Origin of the sequence: Bacteroides sp. 11BF (assembly GCF_019633765.1) — a bacterium.
Classification (GTDB): Bacteria; Bacteroidota; Bacteroidia; order Bacteroidales; family Bacteroidaceae; genus Bacteroides; species Bacteroides hominis.
Genome location: NZ_JAFKPJ010000002.1, coordinates 150467 through 174905, shown reverse-complemented (window position 1 = coordinate 174905; position 24439 = coordinate 150467). Strand labels below are relative to the sequence as shown.

Genomic DNA, 24439 nt, shown 5'->3' with positions numbered 1-24439 from the left:
AAAGAATTATGAATGCAGCTAAGGTATTAGAAGATTTGAAGAGAAGGTTCCCCAACGAACCGGAGTATCATCAGGCAGTAGAAGAAGTTCTTTCTACGATTGAAGAAGAATACAACCAACATCCTGAATTCGACAAAGCCAATCTGATTGAACGTCTTTGCATTCCAGACAGAGTATACCAGTTCCGTGTGACTTGGGTAGACGATAAAGGCAACGTGCAGACCAACATGGGTTACCGTGTTCAGCACAACAACGCCATCGGCCCGTACAAAGGAGGTATCCGCTTCCATGCTTCTGTAAACCTTGGTATTCTTAAATTCCTTGCTTTCGAACAAACCTTTAAAAACTCACTGACTACCCTGCCGATGGGTGGTGGTAAAGGTGGTTCGGACTTCTCTCCGCGCGGAAAGTCAAATGCCGAAGTAATGCGTTTCACTCAGGCCTTCATGCTTGAACTGTGGCGCCACATCGGTCCTGAAACCGACGTACCTGCCGGTGACATCGGTGTGGGTGGCCGCGAAGTAGGTTTCATGTTCGGTATGTACAAAAAGCTCTCTCACGAGTTCACCGGAACATTCACCGGTAAAGGTCGCGAGTTCGGCGGTTCACTGATCCGTCCGGAAGCTACAGGTTATGGTAACATCTACTTCCTGATGGAAATGCTGAAGACAAAAGGAACTGACCTGAAAGGTAAAGTTTGTCTGATCTCTGGTTCGGGTAATGTGGCTCAGTATACCGCCGAAAAAGTGTTGGAACTGGGCGGTAAAGTGGTTACCATGTCCGATTCCGATGGTTACATCTACGATCCGGACGGTATCGACCGCGCTAAACTGGACTACATCATGGAGCTGAAGAACCTCTACCGCGGACGCATCCGCGAATATGCCGAAACTTACGGATGTAAATACGTTGAAGGAGCTCGTCCCTGGGGTGAGAAAGGCGATATCGCATTGCCTTCGGCCACTCAGAACGAACTTAACGGTGACGATGCACGCAAACTGGTTGCCAACGGTGTCATGGCAGTATCCGAAGGTGCCAACATGCCTTCTACTCCGGAAGCTATCAAAGTGTTCCAGGATGCCAAGATCCTGTATGCTCCGGGTAAAGCAGCCAATGCGGGTGGTGTATCCGTTTCAGGATTGGAAATGACCCAGAACTCTATCAAACTGAGCTGGAGCTCTGAAGAGGTAGACGAAAAGCTGAAGAGCATCATGAAGAATATCCATGAAGCTTGCGTACAATACGGTACAGAACCGGACGGATACGTAAACTATGTGAAAGGTGCTAACGTGGCCGGATTTATGAAGGTTGCCAAAGCAATGATGGCACAGGGAATCTTATAATCAGCAAAGAATTCAATCATAATGTCATAGTAGAAGTCCCCGTATCTCTGTAACAGGAGTACGGGGATTTTCATTTCAAACTGTCAATGCAAGTGCTTGAAGAGAAAGAGCACAAAGATGGGATACTAAAAAATGTACTCAAGCTCCGGAACAGCAAAATAAAATATCTCCTTATTCAACATCACCTCCGCATTCCATTAATCGTTCAGCAACAAAAAAAATAATATTAACAGACTATTTAAACAGACAGTCCGGACAGTTTGCTATAAAAGAACTTATTGACATCAAAAAAATAAAAACAATCGTCCCAATCTTTCATAAAACGAAAAAGTAATCTCTTTTTTTAGTTCATTAAAAATTTGCTTGTTTGTTTTAAACCATTTACTTTTGGAATTTTAAAAACCAAAGCCTTATTTTTGAAAAAATCACAATCAGCCTTATATTCTACTAAATGATTTTAAATAACGAGCCTAAGAAGAAGAAGAAATTTGAGCAGTTTTTCATTATGACTTACCCAAAAGTCAAAGCGTTTGCATGGAAATTGTTGAAATCAGAAGAAGATGCAGAAGATATTGCCCAAGATATATTCGCAAAATTATGGACCCATCCTGAGATTTGGGAAAACCAGGAAACTTGGAACAGCTACATTTACACTATGGTCCGCAATCATATTTATAACTTTCTAAAACATAAATCAATCGAACAGACCTATCAGGAGCAATATACAAAAGAGGATCTGTCTATATCCGAAGCCGACATTCACGATCAACTTTATGCCAGGGAAAGCGAACTTCTGATGAAACTCACGATTGCCAATATGCCCGAACAGAGAAGAAAGATCTTCCGGATGAGCCGCACACAAGAAAAAAGCAATCAGGAAATTGCCGATGAACTGAATATTTCAGTTCGTACGGTAGAGCGTCACATCTATTTGGCATTAATCGACTTAAAAAAAGTGCTCCTCACCCTATTTTTTTTCTACATCGGTTGAGTAATCAGCCACAACTAATTGTCTTATCTATATAAAGGCTATAAAAATGAAGAATTATATTCAGAGAATCATCCGTTTGTTTGCAGCTTCCGATCCCGACAAAAAAGTCACCGGAGAGATCCATCAATGGTTGCTCGACCAGGAACATACCGAGGAAAAGGAAACGGCCCTGCACGACTTATGGAACGAAACGGAAGGAAAGGTCGACCAGACCACCTGGGACTCTCTCGCATCAGTATATACCAAAGTCGGAGCCAACTCCGGAGGCAGACATCAGCCACGCATCCGTTTTGCATATTACGCGGCTGCCATAGCGTTGTTGATCGTGTCTGTTTCGGTTACTTTTCAAATGACCAAACAGCACTTCACCGAGACTCCCCTAATTGAGAACATAACACCGGACGGGCGCCTGAGCACCCTCCGGCTTCCGGACGGCAGTATAGTGGAAACTAACTCAGGCAGCATCCTCCTTTATCCTGAAAAGTTCAAAGGTGAAACCCGCACGGTTTACTTAATCGGTGAGGCCAACTTCAAAGTAAAGAAAAACACCGGCCAGCCTTTTATAGTCAGATCGGGCACCATGGCAGTGACAGCCTTGGGAACCGAGTTCAATGTCGCCGCTTATCCGGAAGAGAACGAAATGATTGCAACCCTGATTCATGGAAAAATAAAAGTGGAATGCGACAATGGAAAAGAGAGTTATATTGTCACTCCCGGACAACAGGTCACTTACCATAAGAGCACGGGAAAAAGCAAGCTTGCCGAAGCAAATATTGAAGACGTTACGGCCTGGCAAAAAGGGATGTACGTATTCAGAGGAGTTACTATGTCGGCAATCCTGAACGAACTGGAAAGACGCTACGCGGTCACCTTCCAGTATAACGCCAATTTATTTAATGATGATAAATTCAACTTCCGTTTCCGTGAGAAATCCACTTTAGAAGATATCCTGAATATCATGCAGGAAGTCGTGGGAGGATTCAACCATGAACTGAAGGGGAATATATGTTACATTAAACGGGATGCAAAAAAATAAAATGATTTAGTATATTTATTTGTTTAACCTTAAAAACAACTATTTAGCATGTAAAAAAGTATCCGGAAAGAGGCGGCCACCTAATTCCGGATATGAAATCTGAATTCTTAGCGTTAAAGCTTATGCTTTACTTTTTGGGAAATAAATATTATGATTTAACACTAAAATTCGTTCAAATCTATGAATTTTTATCGATTAAAGTCTATTTTTTTTATAATTTTTAGCTGTTTTATTCTACAAACAGCTGCCTTTGCTCAAAACAACGTAAAAATAACGATCAAAAAAAAGAATATCACGTTGCAGGAAGCATTGCGGGAAGTTGAGAAACAATCTGATTATCTGATTGCTTTCAACGAATCCAAACTTGAGAAAACCAAACGCGTTAACCTGAATATTAATGCTGAATCTCTGGATAAGACGCTGACTTCTATCCTGTCCGGAACGGGTCTTTCCTACAAAATCAAAGACAAATATATCATGATTATTCCGCAATCAAAAGTGGAAGTTGAACACAAGAAGCTGTCGGGTATAGTGAAAGATGACAAAGGAGATCCTTTGATCGGGGTCAATGTCTCTTTCAAAGACAGCCCTACCGGAACCGTCACCGGTCTTGACGGCCGGTTTTCCATCCTGGCTGCCAAAGGAAATGTAATTGAATTCTCCTATGTGGGCTATACCACCAAATATATTACAGTGGGTGATGCTTCTTCACTGACAGTCGTATTGGACGAAGACGCCAAAGCGCTGGACGAGGTTGTCGTCACCGCACTGGGTATCAAACGTGCAGAGAAAGCGCTGAGTTACAGTGTTCAGCAGGTAAAGTCGGATGCTATCAACAGTGTGAAAGATGCCAACTTCGTAAACGGATTAACCGGAAAAGTAGCGGGTGTGTCCATCAACCGGAGCTCTTCGGGCATCGGCGGAGCAACCCGCGTAGTCATGCGCGGGGCCAAGTCCATTGTAGGAAACAATAATGTGCTCTATGTGGTGGACGGTATGCCCATCGGCAACCCCTCAAAAGGTGAAATCAATAATGATTACAGTACTCCGGGAGGAGGTGAAGGCATTTCCGATTTCAACCCGGAAGACATCGAGAGTTTATCGATACTGACAGGTCCCGCCGCTGCGGCCTTATATGGTTCATCGGCAGCCAACGGTGTTATCCTGATCAACACTAAAAAAGGTCAGGAAGGCAAACTGAAAATCTCAATCTCCAACAATACGGAGTTTATGACTCCTTACGTAATGCCGGAATTTCAGAATCAATACGGTAATGCAAAAGGATCCTACAAGAGTTGGGGTGAGATGCTGCAACAGCCCTCAACGTTCCGCCCGAAAGACTTCTTTAAGACAGGCGCCAATATCATGAATGCCGCCAATTTTTCAGTAGGAAACAAAAATAATCAAACGTTCGTATCGGTGGCAACCACGAATTCCACCGGCATCATCCCCAACAACGAATACTATCGTTATAACTTCACATTGCGCAACACTGCGAGTATGCTGAATGACAAACTCCATCTCGACCTGGGAGCCAGTTATGTTCTGCAAGGTGACCAGAACATGCTGTCGGCAGGACGTTACTTTAATCCGCTGGTACCTCTGTATCTCTTTCCGCGGGGTGAAGATTTTGAAGCGGTCAAAGTGTACGAACGATATGACACCAACCGCAAGTTCCCCATACAGGAATGGTCGTATGGTGACCAGGGCCTGAACCTGGAAAACCCGTACTGGATTGTGAACCGCGAAATGTTTGTTTCCAAAAAGAAACGTTATATGTTTTATGCCAACGTAAAATACGACATTCTGAGCTGGCTGAACATAGCAGGACGTATACGAGTGGATAACACCAACACCACATCCGAACGTAAACTGCATGCTTCGACAATCAAGCTGCATGCCCAGTCGGACAAAGGAGCATATAACCAAAGTATGGAAGAATATCAGCAGACCTATGCAGATATCATGCTGAATGTGAACAAAAATCTCGGTGACTTCAATCTGACAGCAAACGCCGGATTCAGTTATGAAGATCACCTGACTACCGGCATGGGCATCGGAGGGAAACTGTTTACTGTCCCCAACCTGTTCTCTGCCTATAACTTCGATCCGTCTTCCGGACCCGGTTCGCAATCGCACATCCATACACGAAACAATTCGGTGTTTGTAAGTACTGAATTGGGCTATAAAAGTATGCTTTATCTCACCCTGACCGGACGGCAGGAATGGGCTTCCCAGTTAGTCAACTCCGACCAGCCCACCTATTTCTATCCTTCCGTCGGAGTGTCGGGCGTAATCTCCGAAATGGTAAGTCTGCCTAAATTCATTTCATTCTGGAAGATGAGAGCTTCATTCGCTGAAGTAGGAGGACCGATCAATTATACCGGATTGACTCCCGGAACCGTCACCGATCCCATGAAAGGCGGAGTCATCAATCCGATATCGATTTACCCTTTCCCGAACTTTAAGGCAGAACAAACCAAGTCGTACGAATTGGGAACTAACCTGAGACTTTTCAACAATAAAATCAATATCGACGCCACGGTTTATCTGACAGATACCTATAATCAGACCTTCCTCTCCAGTATGTCTCCTGCTTCGGGATATTCGGGTTTCTATGTACAGGCAGGTAAGGTACGCAACAAAGGTATCGAACTGTCATTGGGTTATAACGACCGGTTCGGAAAAGTGGGATATGCCACCAATCTGACTTACACAGCCAACCGAAATAAAATCATGAAGATGGTGCATGACTACAGGAACCCGGCGGACGGCTCGCTGTTCAGCATCACCGAACTGACCCTGCAGGATAAAGGAGGAGTTTATCTGCGGGAGAAGGACGCAATCGGGGATGTATACGTAAAAGGTATCCTTGCCAGAGGCAAAGACGGTAAACTGATCGAAGAAGAAGGAGGATATAAAGTAGACCGCTCACAACGTATCAAGATAGGATCGGTCAACCCGGATTTTTCAATAGGCTGGAGACATAATGTAACCTGGAACAACCTTACTCTGGACCTGTTGTTCAACGGACGCTTCGGAGGTATCGTAACCTCTTCCACCCAAGCCTTCCTCGACGACTACGGTGTATCGAAAGACACTTATAAAGCGCGTCAGAACGGTGGTGTATGGGTGAACGGAACACAATATGATGCGGAAAAGTATTATACGACCATCGGTGGCGAACAACTGATGGCATATTACGCGTATAAAGCGACCAACATCCGCCTTCAAGAAGCCAGCCTGAGCTATACACTGCCGGGCAAATGGTTCGGTAATGTGATCAACCGGCTGACGGTTTCCGCCATCGGACGCAATTTGTGGATGATCTATAATAAAGCTCCATTCGATCCGGAAATGACCTCTTCGACAGGTACCTATAACCGGGGAGATGTCTTTATGCCACCCAGTTTGCGTAGTGTGGGATTTAGTGTAAAGATTGAATTATAACCTTTAAAAAATGCAACACTATGAAATTAAATAAAATAAAGAATATGTGTAGAACGCTATCGGCCATAGCCCTTTTAGGTTCAACACTATGCACCTCGTGTATATCCGAAGATATCAACCGGAACCCGTTGCTCCCGACGAAAGAAGACGAAAAGATGGACGGAGTTATTTACGGGGCCTACCTGCCTAATCTTGAGAAAAGTGTAATCCCCGTCGGCACCGCTTCAGAAAGCACAGAACCGGTAAACCGCTATCAGATCGGAGTAAATCTGGCTGGTGATGCCTGGGCGGGCTACATGTCTCCCCGCGACAACAAATTTAACGGCAGCAAGAACTTCACCAACTACTTCATGTACGAAAACTGGGTGAACTATGTGTATTCTTTTATGGTGACGGATGTTTATTCGCCATGGATGCAGATAAAACGCATCTCGCAGGATGAAGGAACAAGAAATGACGAGATTTATGCCTTAGCCCAGATCATTAAGATCGCGGCTCTGCACCGCACTACGGATATGTTTGGCCCGATTCCCTACTCACAAGTGGGCAAAGGTTCTTTTAAAGTGGCATACGACTCCCAGGAAAGCGTATACCGCTCTTTTCTGAAAGAGCTGGAAGAGGCTGTCCAAACCTTGGACGATTACTCGAATAAGAGCAAAGAAGTATTGCCTGCCTTCGACATTGTTTATAACGGCGATGTCAATAAATGGATGCGCTTTGCCAATTCGCTGATGCTTCGCCTGGCCATCCGTGTCCGCTTTGCCGATGCAGGACTTGCCAAAGAATATGCGGAGAAAGCCGTGAAACATCCCGCAGGCATGATCGACAGCAAAGAACTGGCAGCCCAGATGGGTAAAGGGGCCGGCCTGCAAATGAAGAATCCGCTGAAAGTGATTAATGAAGAATACAATGACACCCGCATGGGAGCCACCATCTATTCTTATCTGGCAGGATATAATGACGCCCGTGCTTCCGTATACTTTGTCAACAACAATGGCTTCAAGGCCGTACGGTGCGGAATCGCCAAGTCCGGAGACGCTTACAACGGGTTCACACGCCCCAACGTGCATGAAGACGATCCCCTCTATTGGATGAAAGCGTCCGAGGTATGCTTTCTGAAAGCCGAAGGAGCATTGGCTGGATTCGACATGGGCGGCAGTGCCGGTGACTTCTACAACGCAGGCATCCGTATGTCGTTCAGCGAAAATGGGCTGAGCAGTTCATCAGCCGAGAACTATCTGAAGGATCACACCCGTAAACCGGCCAACTATACCGACACCGCCAATGGTAAGTTAAGTGCAAACGCTCCAAGCAGCATCACTATCCGCTGGGAAAACGGAGCTACGGAAGAAGAGAAGCTGGAACGTATCATCACTCAAAAATATCTCGCCATCTTCCCCAACGGACAGGAAGCATGGACAGAGTGGAGACGTACCGGATATCCCCGCCAAATAGTCGTTGCCGAAAACAAAACGAACTCCGCGGTATTGATCGGAAACGGATACGATGTGGGAGGTGTAAGAAGAATGCCCTATCCCCGCACCGAGTATGAACAAAACAGCGAAAACCTGCACAATGCCATCAACCAGCATTTAGGAGGAGCAGACAATGCCGCCGCTAAAGTGTGGTGGGACAAAAAAAGCAAATAGTAATGAACCTGAAAATTAAAGAAACATGAATATGAGAAATACCATTTTTGCATTTATCGGAACGGCACTCTTAGTAAGCTTTGCCGCATGCGATGACTGGACCTCACCGGAGAAACTTGACGTGGAAAACGAAGCCGTGGGCGATCTTTATTCCAAACGGGACTCCGTAAAATGGGCGGAAGAAGATAAAAGACATAAAGAGAATGAAGTTGCCTACGAAAAATATCTGGAAAACCTGAGAGCTTACAAAAGCACCAAACACCCCATTATGTTCGGGTGGTTCAATGCCTGGCAACCGGACGGAGCGGGGAAATATCCCCGGCTGTCTCTTTTACCGGACAGTATGGACGTTGTTTCGATATGGGGAAACTGGCACTCTTTGAGCGAAGAAAAAATCAAAGAGCTGCGGAGTGTGCAGGCCAAAGGAACCAAAGTCATTATCGGCTGGATTATAGAAGACATAGGTGACCAGATAAAATGGGGGCGCGACCAATGGCCCGCCGACGACACACAAGCCATCAAAGAGTATGCGCAAGCCATCGTAGATACAATCAATAAATATGGTTACGACGGATTCGACTATGACTATGAACCCTCGTACGCATCGCCGTTCAAGCCGGGCAACCATTGCGGTAATTTGACTTCTTGCTCACGCGATTATAATAAAGAGAAAGAAATCTTGTTTATGAAGACCATGCGCGAGCTGCTGGGACCGGACAAGCTGTTTCATCTGAACGGCTCTATCCATTGGCTGGACCCGCGTGCGGCACAGTATTTCGACCGTTTTGTCGTTCAATCTTACAGCGGATCGGCTTCCAGTTTCGAGAGATGGACCAATGATATCCAAAACCGGTTGAATATCAAACCCGAACAGCTCGTATTTACGGAAAGCTTTCAGAACAAGCCCGGTGCACGAAGCAGATTTCCGGGCACATACGCCGGTTATGTGGCTTCCAAACAAGGCAATGTGGGAGGAATCGGAGTCTTTCATATTAACGAAGACGCATTTGAAGACGAAGCCTATGTTAACATCAGAAAGGCCATCTCTATCATGAATCCTCCCGTAAAATAATTAACCTAAAAACAGTTTGAAACATGAAATGTAACGTATCTTACAAATATCTGTTTATTGCGATCGGCATACTTTGCCCGTTCTTTTCTGCCTGTAACTATGCCGATGGCGAAGGGTCAGGCTCGGAAAACGCAGTATATATGGAAACACCGGACAATAAAGGCATCGCCAACTTTACTTTAGAGCCCGATGGCGGAACAACTTATCTGACTCCCCGACTGGCCAATATCAGCCAAAGTCCGGTGACCATACAAGTGAGTTATGATAAAGAGGCTTTGGACAAATACAACAAAGCCAACGGAGCCTCGTATGAGCCCCTGCCTCCCTCCGCTTTTAAACTGGCAGATGCAGAGGGAAACGACCTATCCGGCTCCGAAGGCATACGGGTACCCGCCGGTGACTTTTCAGCAAAAATAATGGTGAAAGTGGGACAACTGGATTCCAAGGATTTCCCCGCCAATAAGAAATATGCAATTCCTCTTAGTATCACGGGGGCTTCCAAATATTCGCTGATTCCCTCACAACGCAGTGCGGTCTTGCTCCTGAATCGCTCCATCCTTTCGTCAGTAGCCAAAGTCAGCGGTGGAGAAGGTATCCGGATAAAACCTGCCGGAATGCACACAAAGGCTGAATGGACCATTCAAATGAGTGCCATCTATTCAAGCCTGACCCGCAGCAACCTGACCACAGCCTATCTAAGCAATGGAACAGGAGGAGAATTCTATACCCGTATTTCATCTACCGCCGGTATACAAGTGAAAAACGGACGCGACGGGGACGACACATGGACTCAAATACCCCTGCAAGCGGGTAAATGGCTGCATATCACCTATGTGCACAAGGATAAGAAAACGACAGTCTATGTCAACGGAAAAGTCCAGAAGGTTTTCGAGAACAGTGCCATCACCTTTGGTGAAAACAGCATGATCATAGTCGGAAACTCCGGTTACCGGAACGACTATCTGCGCGAAATACGCTTATGGGATAAAGCGTTAACAGAATCGGAAATCAACGATTACTTATACCTCCCGATGGATCCGGAAACACCACATCTCATTTCGTATCTGCCACTAAGCAAAGAGGCGGGGATCAAAGACCTGAAAGCTCCCGCCGATATGGAGAATGTGACCACGAAAGCCCGTATTGAATATGTGGAAAACGTTAAATTTCCGGCAGATGAATTAGTAATTGTAAATCAAGAATAAAAAAGAGTTCAGAATGAAAAGAAGAATAAAATCCACCCCAAGCATTTTATGGGTTCTATTGCTCGTCTTGTCGGCATCGTGCAGTAAAGATGAAATACAGATAGTAGATCAGGATACAAGTTGGCAAATGGACAATAAGTATATCGAAGAAGATATCCGTGAGCAACTCGGCATCGACCCGTTCACTGATCTGGTATACCTGGGATACTATGGCAAGCCTTATATACAGCTGGAAGCAATCAACGACCTGGTAAGTACCACCCTGGTAGGAAAGAACGAACTTTCGTTCAAAGTAAAAGTGACAAAGCCCTACAAAGAAGACATCCAGGTCAATCTTATCAAAGAAGACAAATTGATGGCCGATTTTCCTGAAATGGTGGAAGGTATCCCCCTCTTTCCGAACGAAAGCTGCACCTTTGAGGGTAGTGTGCTGAAAGCGGGTGAACTGGAAACGACAGTCAAACTGACCCTCAAGGATGTTGAGAAGTTAAACAACCTATCGGGTTATGTGATGGCAATAAAGCTGACGATGGAAGGATCGCATGAACATTTGACAATCGCCCGGACCCGCTCGGCATACTTTGTGAAACTAAATCTTTCTATACGCCTGGACAATATCGATTCAAGCAATGAAAAGATCGAAGGAAAAGGCTTCAACAAAGAAATCGGGTTTAAATCGGATATACGACCGGAGAAATTAGGTTCGCTAAACGATGGTAACTTTACAGCCAACAACTGGTATACCTCCAACGCCCACAATTATCTGACGATTATTCTGCCGGAAAAACAGTTACTCAAAGGGTTCAGGCTGGACACCAACAAATCGACAAGTGGCTCGTATATGCTCAAATCCTGTAGAGTGATGGTTGAAACACCGGATGGGAATTGGGTGAACCATGGAGTATTCGACCGTAAGGTCATGGATGGAATTGCTTATATAAGCTTTAAAAAACCGGTGGAATGTACTAAAGTACGTTTCGAGAATATGATGGCCTTCAATGGCAGATTTTCCGTTGATGTAAATGAAGTCACAGCTTTCCGGTAAAGCAAGATTTCATTACTTTTTATTCACACCGTGAAGGGGCGGGACTGTTAATTCATAAGTCCCGCCCCTTCCTTAAAACCATGTGACAGCACATTAATATACAAACAGGTGAAGCTGTACCCTTCTCCATATTATGCCTCTAAATGCATTTCATATCCCTTACTATCTTTAGTGAAAATGGTCTGCCATTGATCCGGCCTAATCGTCCGGCTGAGATAGTTCTCCTTCGGGAACAGCCTCAGCTACTTCACGTTCGATAATCTCCCCGATCCGTTTTCTGTTTTTGCGCAACAGATCATAAATCTCATTTTCATCAAAGCTATCCTCAAATATAATGGGATATTTTTCCGCATCTTCGTTGTCACCGTGATAAGCAAGAATATGCACTTCACCACAATGACCGTGGGAAATTACGGCGCAGTATTCTTTTAAAAGTTCAGCCAGTTTGGTGAGGAAATCAATTTCTTTAGTTGTCAGTAGTCCGATCATAGTGTGTAAATAGGATTATTGTTATTTCAATAGCCGTAAAATAAGCGCAAAATAGTTGATTCTGCAAGCATATACACATTCCTTATATTCTATTTTTGAGCAAAGTAATATTCATTTTATTCATCTTATTCCATTTTTTCGTATATTTGCTTCGAACGGAACATTTTAACGGAAATCGTTGTTCAAAAAGCAAAAAGAACATGGAAACAGAAGAAGAAATACAGAATGTAAATGTCCATCACGGACATAACATAAGGCGCACCCGGATCGAGAAAAACATCAAGCAGGACGCATTGGCAGCACTCGTAAACATGACACAACCGAATGTATCCAAATACGAGAAAATGCGGGTGATTGAGGATGAAATGCTAAATAGATTCGCAAGGGCGCTGAATGTGCCGGTGGAATATCTGAAAACGCTGGAAGAGGATGCACCTTCTGTGGTATTTGAGAATATCACAAACAATGTGCATGACAATAAAGATAGCTCAATGGGATCTACAGGATATAACAACGATAGTATAACTAACACTTTTAATCCGATTGATAAAATCACCGAACTCTACGAGCGTCTTCTCAAAGAGAAAGATGAAAAATATGCCGCACTTGAAAAACGGATTCAAAGTCTGGAACAGCAAAATAACAGCGGAAAGTAATTCCGCAAACATATATCTCCATATAAATGGGTGTAGCCATCCGACGCTTAGGGTGTAGCCATACCGGGGTTAGGGTGTAGCTATCCGTCCCGGATGGCTACACCCTAATTATTATGTGCAAGTTCCATCAGGGCGGGTATCCCTCACCCGTTTCTCCGGACAATTCTTCGATCCGGATGCATTCCACATGACATTGCATACATATGACAGATTCAGCTTGAACCTGTCAAAACCATTTTTTAATAAGGAAAGAAGATCCCCAGGCCTTTAATATGAAGTGGTAATATGTTTCTGCGCTTTATTAAAAACATAAAATTTCTAACCAGCAATAAAAGTATAACTTCCTCTAATCTGCAAGGACGACTACAATACCGGACATGGTTATCTGGATATATTAGACTTACTGACATAGGGTTGTCATAGAAGTTGTTATTTTTGCACCATTAAGCATTCAACGTTGATTTTGGATGATTTTAGGTTGCTAATACCAAGTACCCGACAATAATAAATTTAATATAACTAAATATGAAAAGATTATTTTTATGCTCATCTTTTGCCGATGTAGCCAATCTGCTTATTGATTTTGCTAATGAGGATTTAAAAGGAAAAATTATAGCTTTTATACCAACTGCAAGCCTTACAGAATCAATACGATTCTATGTAAAAACAGGAAAAAAAGCTCTTGAAAAAGTAGGAATGATTGTTGAAGAAGTTGAGATTACCCAATTTTCCAATGAAGAAATATCTTCTATATTACACAAATGTGATTATATCTATATAACAGGTGGAAATACATTCTTCCTTCTGCAAGAGTTAAAAAGAAAAGGTGTTGATAAAATCATATCCGAACAAGTTAAATCGGGAAAACTGTATATTGGGGAGTCTGCTGGAGCAATAATAGCATCTCCCGATACAGAGTATATGAAGAATGTAAACTTTGACCCAATAGAAAAAGCTCCTGAATTGGAGGACTATTCTTCTTTAGGTTTGGTTGATTTTTATACAATTCCCCATTATGGTAATTTCCCATTCAAGAAAAAAGGTGAAAAAGTAATTCAGCTATATAATGAAAAGTTGCAGCTTATCCCAATAAGTAATAAACAAGCAATTTTTATTGAAGACTCAAATATCCAAATTAAAGATGCAAGATGAATAGGATAGACCGTATTTCTGCTATATTGATTCAATTGCAATCGCATTCGTTAGTGAAAGCACAACAGATTTCAGAGCGTTTTGAAATAAGTATTCGTACTGTATACCGGGATATAAGAACATTGGAAGAGGCAGGAATTCCGATTATTGGAAATCCCGGTATTGGTTATTCACTGGCAGAAGGATTCAAATTGCCCCCGCTAATGTTTACTCAAAAAGAAGCCTTGTCCTTTTTAATTGCAGAGAAATTAGTACATGAACTAACTGATTCAAACAGTAATGAACATTACAAGTCGGGCATAGAAAAGATAAAGTCTGTCATGCGCTTTGTAGATAAAAAGATGTTGGAAACAATGGAAGAATGCCTGTCTGTCTTAAATACTTATAAATCATCTGCGTATAAACCAGACATTCTTTTACTAATATTGCAAAGTATATATCAAAAGAGAATTGTTGAAATGTCTTATTTTACAGGTACTACATTAAGTGTTTCAGAACGAAAGGTTGAAGCTATTGGCATTTTCTTTTCGAGAACTAACTGGTATCTGATAGGGTTTTGTCTTCAAAAAGAAGCCTATCTTACATTTCGTATAGATAGAATTCAAGAAATACACATTCTTAATGAATTTCAATCACGAGAACATCCACCTTTTAAAAAGTTCTTGGATGAGTTTTACGACAAAGAAAAGTTATATGAAGTTGTCATAAGAATAGAAAAAGATAAAACATCCATGATAAATGATGATAAATATTACTACGGATTGACATCCGAAAAAGAAATAGACAATATGATTGAGTACCGTTTTATTACTTTTTCAATCAGTAAATTTGCACATTGGTATTTGTCTTTCGCAGATGTTGCTACAATAATAACGCCAAATTCTTTAAAACATGAAGTTAAAAATATTATCAATAACATCTCTATTTGATAACAATCAGCTGTTCCTGATGATAAAAAGGTGATGACCCCGTTACGGAACGGCGACTTTAGCAACAAGATTGGGCATTGCCAAACGAAAGATCGATAGATTTAGAGAAGTGTTTGAGAGCAGATGTCAAAGTGCCAAAATGTCAAAATGATAATCCAATGGCTCTATATCCCGTTCTTTCGGACACGTCTCTGATGAAGTTCGGAAAAACGGCTCACAGACGATTCCCCGATTATCGTTTTAACAGGTCGTTCAACTGCTTCCTTATCAAATAGAAACAATAAAGGAGTATTATCCGCCGTAATCTCCTTGTTAGAGTAGAATACCATTCTTTTACACACTTCGGACAGGATACTTCCCGGCGAGCAACGGGAAGAAAATCCGTGCTCTTATCGCCCGATTTGCATAACAATATATGTAATCTGCCAAAACATTAGGAGATATTTAAAAAAGAAGTAAGCAAATTGGGAAAATGTAACCGTCTTTCGAAGCAAATGCTTACTTGTTTTGGGGTAAATGCTTACTTGTTTTCCGGAAAAGCAAGGCTCTACCGACTCAAAAGACCGGTTCTTCGCCTCCGGAAGTTCCTTGATATGCTTCTTTTCCCTCCGGTTCATCCGGAAAAAAAATTGGGAGAGTCAGAGGAAAGAGGTATTTCACACCTTTTTGATAGTTTAATAGGATAATAGAGAACAAAACGTTTTACCTGCCACAAAGCATACAAAGGGCACAAAGGCTTATTAATAAATAAAACCTCCATGCCCTCTGTGTACTCTGTAGTGAAAAAGGGATCTCGCAACGATTCCTTTTTTACACTATTTTTTCTTTCCCGTTCCTTTGCCGGAATGGATATCGCCAGCACTGCCTGATGCAGCAGCTTTTTCCTTTACTTTGTCCTCAGACATCAGATGCCTGTTCTTCTCATATTCTTCATGGATCTGAACTTCCCGGTTCTCCATGTCCTTCTTCAATTGCCTGTCTCTATTCATACTTTCTACGTTTTAAAGATTGGCAATATGACAAATCCGGAAGAAGAAAGTTTGGAGGTTTAAGGAAGTTTAGGAGTAACCGGACTGCTTTTCATCGACCTTCCTTACTGAACCAGGCCGATCCGGACTTTATAATTTCCGGAAGTAAGTTCCGCTCCCGATTCCTGAAGGATGGGACGCGCTTCGGAAGTCATTGTTTCTCCATCGGCATTGGTGGCGGTAAGTGTATAACTTAAATGGGTTCCACCGGTCGGGACATTAAAATAAAGAAGGTCTGTCACATTACCTGCCAGGCTTGCCTGACGTCCTGTAGGACTACTTACGGTAATGGAGAAGTCTGTAAAGTTTGCCATAAATTCATCCGAATACTCAACGCCAACCCCGATATTAGCTTGCGGTGCTTTGACCGAAATCAGAGTTACATCCTCTGATACAATGGCGAAAGGGTAGTCGACGCTGTAAGTGGGTGTGCCCGATTCATTGTCCGGCGCCTCGGTCTGATCGGGAGTAAAGGCCTTCAGGGTATATTTACCAACCGGAAGAACGATTCTTTTGGAAAGTTCCGCAGCTCCCGGATCGTAACTACGGACACACTCAGAACCTTGCCAGATTTCAAGCTTAAGTCCGGCATCGACGGCACGAGTGATGGGAAGCGTTTCGGTATCACAAGTGAGGGTGATGTTTTCTACGCGGAGATAACCGACGGAGTTATCGGGAGCAGTTTCCTCGCTACAGGAGGCTGTAGCAAGCAAAAGGAGAAAGAGGTATATATAGGTTTTCATATTTATTTGTCGTAAATTAGTTCCACATCGTCGATGAATAGTTCGTTTCCACGAAATGTTGCATCAGCAGTCTTATCTGTAGTTCCACTATTGAAACTTTTTAAATCATCATCAATTGACAATGCTTCTTTAGTCCCTGACTTAAATAGAACCAATAATTTATTAGGAACAAGTTTCATTTTATCAGGATCCGATGCATAATTAATAGAAAGAGTATACCGTTCATATGCACTTTTAGCCCCAGTTTGAAAAGAACTCTCACCAAGAATTACATCATCATGAAATAGCTGTATTTTCACCAAAGATTCATCATTACCTCTATTTGATATACATTTATACCAAAAACGAAGAGCTGTAGGACGAGAGCTATAGCTAATACCATAAGTTCTGTTACCATCGTCATCAGCATTAACTCCCAGATAGAGTTCACTATGCATTGCCTTTTTAGGAACTGCCCAACCTCCTCCACCATACCCCAATGTTATAACACGGATAGCATTTCCTTCGCCAGTAGGGGTATCAGAAGTAGGGCGACAGCCTGAGCGAGAAGTAAAAGCATAAGCCGTTCTTAAAGAATAGCATGCTGATACACTATTTAATGTCCCCCAACCACTCCATTCATAGCGCGCACCATAATCAGCACCAAAAAATCCCGGTGAATCAGTACCTCTTGTCACTGTAGCACCCTCCAAACTCCCATTCTCCAGCATCGTCTGAGGATACGTTTTCACCTCCACTTTCTCTCCCGGCACCTCTCCCCTATATTTCGCTCTCACATAATAAGAGGTTCCCGGACTCAGCCCTACCTTTCGCAAATCTCCGGGCATCGCCTCCCAACTATTACCATCCGCACTAAATTCGTAAGCAATATCGGTAAACTTATCCAAGTTACCGGTTTTCACACTATCGGCAGTAAGTGTATTCAAAGTAAACTCTTTCGTCCAAACATTACCCGGATAATAACCAACCTTAAAGACGGGTTTCACAGTCCGGATGGTATACATCCCGGCATCACTCCAACGGTCATTTGCTTTTACGCGAACGGCTATTATATTATCCGTATCCTGTCCTCCATCGTGAGTCAACATGCCGGGAGTCACTCCCGCAAAGTCGATAACTCCCTCAGTACTTCCTGCTGCCAGGTCGGGTAACACAATATTCACAGCAGCCAAAGCCCGCCGATCTTCTTCGGAAAGTTCCGACAGCAGATATGTCTTATTCAGATGTTCCAAATGCTTATCCGCAAAGTTGAGGGCAAACTCCACATCCTGAACCGGACGCAAAGCAGTATACGAAACGCCGGCTCTCGACAAAGCGTCCGCTGTTTCCGTATAAGTCAGCACATGATTTTCATCGAAATCCTCACTGAAGATCTTAGCTTTCGGCAACCAGCTGTCGGGTACGGTTTCATTGATAGTGACAGGTTCCTGCCGGGCTTCCGTAGTGACCTCAAAACCAACATTGGAAGCTTTCATGGAGAGCTTATAATTATACTTAACGCCCGCTTTCACTGTCTCGATCGGATTCAAAGCATAACTTCCCTCCTGCCCTGTCTCTACGGAAGTGCCGATCAACGCCATCGTCACCCGGCCTCCGGCTTTGAAGTAGGGATGTGTGACATCTCCCGGTTTCCACGTAACCGACTCACTACCTACAGTAACTTCTACGTAATAATCTTTCAGGCGTTTATCGAAAGCCTCCCGATTCACAATCTCAAAAGTAGCCAGCGCATTGGCTACTTTACAGCCAACGCTTACCGTTGTTGCCTTACCTTTCTCGATAGCGATGTCTTGGACTTCTCCATAATAATAGGGTGCATCCAATGCCAGTGACGGATTCTCTCCAAGATAAGCCTTCAGTTGATAACTGCCTACCTTGAATACCCTTTGATCTCCGAAATCTTTCAATGCACCTTTGTATTCGGGCACGATTGTCCCTTCTCTGTCACGCAGCAACTCAATCGTGAACTGTTGCCGCAATTCATCTGACAAAGCCTCCGGCAAAGTCCGGGTAACCGCCGCTTCATCCGTCAATACTATATTCAAACTGCCGTTAGGCATCGTTTCTATTTCTTCCTGACACGACAGGAAAAAGAACAAACAACACACTAAAGATAAAACAGATTTATGCATAGCTCTCTTTCTTATTCATACAATAATTCAAATTCATCGACCCACAGTTCACTGCCTACACCCACCGAACCGGTCACCTTCATCCCGGTAAAGTCACCGCCATAATGGCTCGAAGTGGCAACAATCGTTATCTTGGCAGGCTTCGCCGTTTTATTGGAGTAAGTCACATCGAACCGGAACTGAGTGTACTTGGTCACTGTCTCCTTTCCGACAAACTCTCCGTAACCGATCTCGTTATCTTTATCGTCCCACAAACGGAGATAGATATGGCATTCATCGTTTTTCAAGTTATCCGGATTGCCTACATAATCAACCGGCTTAGAAGTATATTTATACCATCCTTTCAATCCGGTGGGACGGGCTCCCGTAAACGAACGTCCAAACTTGGGACTGTCTTTGGGGCTTTGAGCATTAGTTTTATAATCACCGATGAACAAGTTGCCGGCAGCAACCCCTACCAATGGCACACTGCCCAAAGTAACCATATAAGCGGCTTTCCCGCTTACCGCCTCTTTCTCTTCAGGGCGGGTGCTCGAATCACGGCTGCCTGCCAACGAAGAGGTCACTCCGTCGTTTCCGGTCGCCCAATAGGAATTTGCTCCGTCAGAGTTCGGATACCAACTCTTCTTAAAGGTTCCTGTGGGATTCTGCGACCAGGTATCGAAGTTTAAGTTAGGTATTTCTTGTATCTTTTCGGTTGTGAACGCGGCTTCCGTACTTGGAATTTCTTCGACTACTACCCGCCAAACGTAGTCGGTGCCATCTTGCAACCCGGTCAGTGTCGTACTGAAAGTAGTACCACTTTCCAGTTTCACATCTGCCTCGGGTACAACGCTCCAGGTATCTTCCGACTTCTTCCTGTATTCCACACGGGGAGTGGTTCCCTGCTTCATGCCCCCATTCAGAGTGGCACGTGTGGCCCATACATCGGCACTGCCCGTAGTACCTGTCGATGTGGTACGCACCACATCGACCGTCCATAGCTCTTCTTTATCGAAACGGCTGACAACAAACTCTTGCGGTCTGCGGAAATTGGTTACGGTGGACGGATCGGGGGTGATGGTAGCCTTACTGCCTCCCAGAATCATCTTTGTTATCTTGACAGCAGACAGATCCTGCTTCTGCGAAACATACACCAATACCGTGTGATTCTTATCATCGATGATGGCAGGCAAGGCCTGGTTCTCGACTTCGACTACCCGCTCGATGGTCTGACGGACGGTTATCATCCACTGATAATCCTGATAGGTACGCAGCAGAACAGGAACGGTCTTACTGAAATCGACCCGTGTATCTGCTCCTGCCGGCAAGTCGGCTAAAGCAGAAAAGCCGGCCGAAGGAAATTTATTGGGGCTGACGCAGTATTGTTCGTCTACGCTGTAAGTGGCTTCTTCGTTCACAACGAACCTGGTAATACGCAATTCTTCTATATCGACTTCATCACCTACTTCGACTGCGATGGTGCGGCTGTTCTTGTTTATCTCGGCATCACCGGTCTGCCCTTCTACTTCGAAAGCTGTAATTTCGCCTTTGATGTAAGGGTAAGGAATGTCATTCTGTATGCAAGCACCCAGAGCAAAGACCGACAGAAACAGGAATAGATAAATTTGTAAACTCTTCATTTCTCAAAACACTGCTTAAATTAGAAATACATCGTCATTCCGAGATTAATCGAGAATAAGTCTATCTTGAAATTACCACTTGCACTATGACGGGAAGCTTTGTTTACCTGATTGTGTATCTGATCGACCCATTTATAACTGAATCCCATCACTCCTACCGAAACTTCTACCGAAGCAAAATCGGATACGAATGCCGCCAATCCGGGAGCCGCACCGATCTCAAACGTGTGAGAACGCTGATAGTATCCCGTCAAGTCGTTACCCGTACCATTGGAGTGTTTCCCCTGCCCGTAAGCATAAGTCAGACGCACTTCATTGAAGAAACCGAACACTTTACTGCTGCCCAGCCCCATATAGGTACGCAGAAATCCGGATGCGGAATAGTTATGCTCCAGATACATATCGTCTTTGATGTGGAACGAAAGATCATCGCCCAGATTAATGTCTACGTTTCCTATATTGAAGTAGGTACGGGAGTAAGTGAACCTGCCTCCCGCTGCCATATTGTCGGCAAAGAAGTATCCTCCGAAGGGACTCAAACGGAATGTATAACCTTTGGCATCGATATTTGCCAATACCAAAAACTGGTATTGATCAGCACTCTGCTCCGAATACGAAACTGTAGAACCCATAAACCATTGCCCTTTCGGGACAAACACACTCTTCACGATTCCACGGTCAAACTTCTTCTTTGCCTGGACCAGTACCGGACAAAGAAGAAGTAGAAATATAATTATTTTTTTCATTCGCTATGGATTAGTTGGCGGTAACAGGTGTACCGTACACCAATTCAAAATCATCAATCAACATGACACTGCTTTCGCTGCCGGTAAAGAAGTCTCCATATTTACTTGCAGAAGCAACAACGATAATATATTTGGGTTTACGGGTCAAATCACGATATTGCAGATCAATCGTAAACTGCTTCCAAACTACATTTCCGCTTTCATCGAAAGAACCTTTGGACTCTTCATCGGTAATGGAACCGTAGGCTATGACATCTTTATTGGCTTCAGAAAGATCGACCGTATAACGCGTGGGACTGCCTTCTTTGTTATTGTTGACTTCATAAGCTGTCTTCACTCCATTATCATCAACCAAACCTTCATTGTCAGTCAAGGCAATATAGATAGCACATTTATCACCACCCGAGTTTTTCAATTCCTCCACATTATGATCTCCACGATCTATACTGGTTCCACGAGTGTATTTGTACCATCCCTTCAGTTGCATAGGACGTGAAGTAAACTCACGACCAAAACGTATACGTGCTCCCATCGGGCTTGTATACGTTTCCATATAACGCCCGATATAGATGTTACCGGCAGCAAATTTTCCGATACCAAACACTCCCACAAATTGCGAAGACAATTTGGCCGATTTACCACCTGCGGTATGTACATCGTTGCTTTCTCCGATACTTGGATTTTTACTCATGGTAGCTGCTCCCACATTACCGGTATCCCAATACGAATTCTTAGCAGAAGCCTCAGCCGCAGTTCCCGGGAACCAAGTTTTTCCATTCTGATTCCATTCATCAAAACTTCCATTTTCCAGTTGTTTCTGGAGTTCAGTGGTCGCAGTCGTTATTTTTCCGTTTACTCCATTTATTGCAAAACAGAAATCATACTCCGTACCGGGAATCAGACCGGTTATGGTTGCAATAAGCTTTCCATCGGCCTGTTCAACATTGGACACCGTATTCCAATCTTCCGTTCCGGAAATGCGATATTTACACTCTTTGGTAACAACACCGTCAGGAAGAGGAAGAGTTACGTCTGCAAAATCAGACCAGACATTTACACTCGGATTACTTTCTTTAGGAATGGAAATATTCACATTATACTCTTTGGTAGAAGGATCTAAAGTAACAGATACACCACCAATAGCACCATTGGCCTTCATAGTATAGTTAATACGATAGTGCTGACGTTCTTTTACATCTGTAATCGGTTCGGATTCAAAAACAAAAGAACGTCCATCCGTATTTGTCAATGCCAACGAAATATTCAGATTATCCACCGCAAAATATCCGGAACGTGTTTCATCCTTACCAAAGACCAGTTTACCGGAAGAATTACCCACAGAACAGCTCAGTTTCGAAAAATACTTCTTCACGTCAGCACTGTAATTGACTGTCACTTTCACATTAGCCAAACGACACTCTATATTCACATTCTGATTTACTTTCGGAACAACCGTTACTTTGGTCTGTCCCCAATAATAAGGTTCGTCAAATCCGGCCGTCGCCACATCAACCCCTTTTGAGAAAGCATTAATGGTATAAGTACCCAATGGTAATTCAAGGGGAGCAGATGTCCAGTTATGCCAGTCATCAGTCTCTTTCACAACAGTCCCTGCTCTGTCAACTACCTGCAAGGCAATCGGCAACTCTTCTGCCCTTGTCGCCGGAACCAAAATCGTACTTGTATTCTTCTCCACAGAAAACTGGAGATAGCCAGTCTTGCCGTTAGAAGTCTCTTCTTGTTGGCATGATGCCATCACAAGAGTAAAGACAGAGACGAACAAATATATATATCTTTTCATTGGAAATTCAAATTAGTTTTTCACCACTTTTACTGTCAATTTCTTGGCTAACTCCTTACCATTATTATCAATCAGTTTAATAGTAAAATAATGTTGCTGAAGGCCAAACGGTGACAACATAGGCATAAAGCCGGATACATCAAAGATGAACTCTTTTTTATCTTTAATCGGATCATTCGGATCAATCAAACCGATACCGGATCCGTCTTCTAAACTACCTCCAAGTTTATCTTCCAAATCACCGGGATTAGCCAAATCGAATGTTTCTCCCAACCCCATTTGAGAAATCAAACCTATAAACTCATTAGAGTCTGAAGTGATAGTCACAAGCAAGTTCCGGATTCCGGCCGGAGCTTTCATCGTTACCTGAACTGTCGGCGGATTGTTCGTATCCACTTCCACCACTTCATCTGCTCCGATAATCTCCGGTCCGTCTTCTGCCGGCTGATCCGGTTCTGTCGGCTGATCCGGCTCCTCCGGTTTCGATTCTTCAATCAGTTCAGTTGGTACTTTCACTGTTATGCCGGTCTCGTCCATTGTCAAGTCAATATCCAACTGTATCCCCAATTTCGGATCAGAAGGAGTCACATCCGGATCTTCCGGGTCCTCACCCTCTTCTACAGGTTTCACTGTAACATTAAAAGAATCACCTCCCTCCAAGCCTTCTTCATCGGGTTTGGTCACAGTATAAATAGTTTCAATGTCTCTACCTGTTTCCTTCTCAGTTACTTTTGCCACAATTTTAATCGAAGTGGCTCCATTGGGAATGCTGAGATAAATTGAACCTAAATCTTCCTTCTTCACATAAATAACTCCGCCAATCCCATTTGAAACAGTAAATACATAATCGTCGGCAAACATATTGAGAAACTCGTCCGATACATTCAAACTGACCTTTACCGTTGCCGATTTACAGAGAACTTCCGCCTTAGATTCCATTCCCTGCTTCACTTCAATAGAAGAACTTCCTTCAAAATAAGGAGTACGCGAAGCATCTTGCAAAACACCGCTTTTAGCCACAATCTTATAGTTTCCTACCGGAACGACCAACGGCAAGGCCTCTTTCAGCTTCGCATAGCTGGCAAACGAACGAACCACAGCCTCAGTGGCATTATCAACAATCTCTACTTTATAGGTATTCACATCCAGTTCATCAGTAAGTGACGTACTTTCAGCTTTTGTAGAAGGCGTAGCCTGCGTCTTGTTCACCAGATCCAATGTCAGAAGTCCTTCGTCATTCTTCAAATTATATTTGCCTTCCAGCTCATTTTTCATCTCGCAGGAACTCAAACAAAGTGCTATCAATGCCAGCACTGCATATATGTTTCTTATCGCATTCATATATACCAA

19 protein-coding genes are annotated in these 24439 nt (G+C 43.6%); 11 read left to right on the top strand and 8 right to left on the bottom strand.

Annotated elements, in window-relative coordinates; all coding sequences use genetic code 11:
* The first annotated feature begins 8 nt into the window (after positions 1 to 8).
* From JZY04_RS02495 to JZY04_RS02460, 8 genes are all read left to right on the top strand, one after another.
* Complete coding sequence (locus JZY04_RS02495) at positions 9 to 1343, top strand: NADP-specific glutamate dehydrogenase (protein ID WP_005781046.1); 1335 nt, start codon at positions 9 to 11, stop codon at positions 1341 to 1343.
* Positions 1344 to 1794: 451 nt separating this feature from the next.
* Complete coding sequence (locus JZY04_RS02490) at positions 1795 to 2334, top strand: RNA polymerase sigma-70 factor (RefSeq protein WP_122142539.1); 540 nt, start codon at positions 1795 to 1797, stop codon at positions 2332 to 2334.
* A 46-nt stretch (positions 2335 to 2380) separates the two neighbouring features.
* On the top strand, positions 2381 to 3370 hold the full coding sequence (locus JZY04_RS02485) for a FecR family protein (protein WP_044300802.1): 990 nt from the start codon (positions 2381 to 2383) through the stop codon (positions 3368 to 3370).
* A 180-nt stretch (positions 3371 to 3550) separates the two neighbouring features.
* Positions 3551 to 6820 carry a SusC/RagA family TonB-linked outer membrane protein gene (locus JZY04_RS02480; protein ID WP_032539533.1) on the top strand — a complete coding sequence of 1090 codons (3270 nt, stop codon included), beginning with the start codon at positions 3551 to 3553 and terminating at the stop codon, positions 6818 to 6820.
* A 20-nt stretch (positions 6821 to 6840) separates the two neighbouring features.
* Positions 6841 to 8469, top strand: coding sequence for a RagB/SusD family nutrient uptake outer membrane protein (locus JZY04_RS02475; protein ID WP_122142538.1), 1629 nt, complete (start codon positions 6841 to 6843; stop codon positions 8467 to 8469).
* 31 nt (positions 8470 to 8500) lie between these two features.
* Positions 8501 to 9541: an endo-beta-N-acetylglucosaminidase family protein gene (locus JZY04_RS02470; RefSeq protein WP_181996377.1), complete on the top strand. Its 1041-nt coding sequence runs from the start codon at positions 8501 to 8503 to the stop codon at positions 9539 to 9541.
* 23 nt (positions 9542 to 9564) lie between these two features.
* Positions 9565 to 10746 carry a DUF1735 and LamG domain-containing protein gene (locus tag JZY04_RS02465; protein WP_122142536.1) on the top strand — a complete coding sequence of 394 codons (1182 nt, stop codon included), beginning with the start codon at positions 9565 to 9567 and terminating at the stop codon, positions 10744 to 10746.
* 13 nt (positions 10747 to 10759) lie between these two features.
* The gene (locus JZY04_RS02460) at positions 10760 to 11791 is read left to right on the top strand and encodes a BT_3987 domain-containing protein (RefSeq protein ID WP_122142535.1); all 1032 of its coding nucleotides are present in this window, start codon (positions 10760 to 10762) and stop codon (positions 11789 to 11791) included.
* Between the two features lie 198 nt (positions 11792 to 11989).
* Here the strand turns inward: JZY04_RS02460 and JZY04_RS02455 are convergent, their stop codons facing one another.
* Complete coding sequence (locus JZY04_RS02455; RefSeq protein ID WP_065762665.1) at positions 11990 to 12280, bottom strand: hypothetical protein; 291 nt, start codon at positions 12278 to 12280, stop codon at positions 11990 to 11992.
* 200 nt (positions 12281 to 12480) lie between these two features.
* Between JZY04_RS02455 and JZY04_RS02450 the strand changes: the two genes are divergently transcribed.
* The 3 genes from JZY04_RS02450 to JZY04_RS02440 all read left to right on the top strand — a co-directional run bounded on the left by JZY04_RS02450 (position 12481) and on the right by JZY04_RS02440 (position 15017).
* On the top strand, positions 12481 to 12936 hold the full coding sequence (locus tag JZY04_RS02450) for a helix-turn-helix domain-containing protein (protein WP_005781059.1): 456 nt from the start codon (positions 12481 to 12483) through the stop codon (positions 12934 to 12936).
* A gap of 525 nt (positions 12937 to 13461) precedes the next feature.
* Positions 13462 to 14088 carry a Type 1 glutamine amidotransferase-like domain-containing protein gene (locus JZY04_RS02445; RefSeq protein WP_005781062.1) on the top strand — a complete coding sequence of 209 codons (627 nt, stop codon included), beginning with the start codon at positions 13462 to 13464 and terminating at the stop codon, positions 14086 to 14088.
* Positions 14085 to 15017, top strand: a complete 933-nt coding sequence (locus JZY04_RS02440; RefSeq protein ID WP_032539537.1) for a YafY family protein — start codon at positions 14085 to 14087, stop codon at positions 15015 to 15017. The genes JZY04_RS02445 and JZY04_RS02440 overlap by 4 nt, the downstream gene beginning before the upstream one ends.
* Before the next feature lie 815 nt (positions 15018 to 15832).
* Here JZY04_RS02440 and JZY04_RS02435 read toward each other — a convergent pair.
* The 7 genes from JZY04_RS02435 to JZY04_RS02405 form a co-directional block, all read right to left on the bottom strand.
* On the bottom strand, positions 15833 to 16006 hold the full coding sequence (locus tag JZY04_RS02435; RefSeq protein ID WP_165016622.1) for a hypothetical protein: 174 nt from the start codon (positions 16004 to 16006) through the stop codon (positions 15833 to 15835).
* 104 nt (positions 16007 to 16110) lie between these two features.
* A complete protein-coding gene (locus tag JZY04_RS02430; RefSeq protein ID WP_122142534.1) occupies positions 16111 to 16788 on the bottom strand; it encodes a DUF4493 domain-containing protein in 678 nt (225 codons plus the stop codon).
* A 2-nt stretch (positions 16789 to 16790) separates the two neighbouring features.
* A complete protein-coding gene (locus tag JZY04_RS02425; protein ID WP_122142533.1) occupies positions 16791 to 18920 on the bottom strand; it encodes a DUF4493 domain-containing protein in 2130 nt (709 codons plus the stop codon).
* A gap of 11 nt (positions 18921 to 18931) precedes the next feature.
* Entirely contained in the window at positions 18932 to 20542 is a 1611-nt protein-coding gene (locus JZY04_RS02420) for a PCMD domain-containing protein (RefSeq protein WP_122142532.1), read from the bottom strand.
* Between the two features lie 20 nt (positions 20543 to 20562).
* On the bottom strand, positions 20563 to 21288 hold the full coding sequence (locus JZY04_RS02415; RefSeq protein WP_005781085.1) for a hypothetical protein: 726 nt from the start codon (positions 21286 to 21288) through the stop codon (positions 20563 to 20565).
* A 10-nt stretch (positions 21289 to 21298) separates the two neighbouring features.
* Positions 21299 to 23089, bottom strand: a complete 1791-nt coding sequence (locus JZY04_RS02410; RefSeq protein WP_122142531.1) for a DUF4493 domain-containing protein — start codon at positions 23087 to 23089, stop codon at positions 21299 to 21301.
* Between the two features lie 12 nt (positions 23090 to 23101).
* Complete coding sequence (locus tag JZY04_RS02405) at positions 23102 to 24430, bottom strand: DUF4493 domain-containing protein (RefSeq protein WP_122142564.1); 1329 nt, start codon at positions 24428 to 24430, stop codon at positions 23102 to 23104.
* Positions 24431 to 24439: the final 9 nt, after the last annotated feature.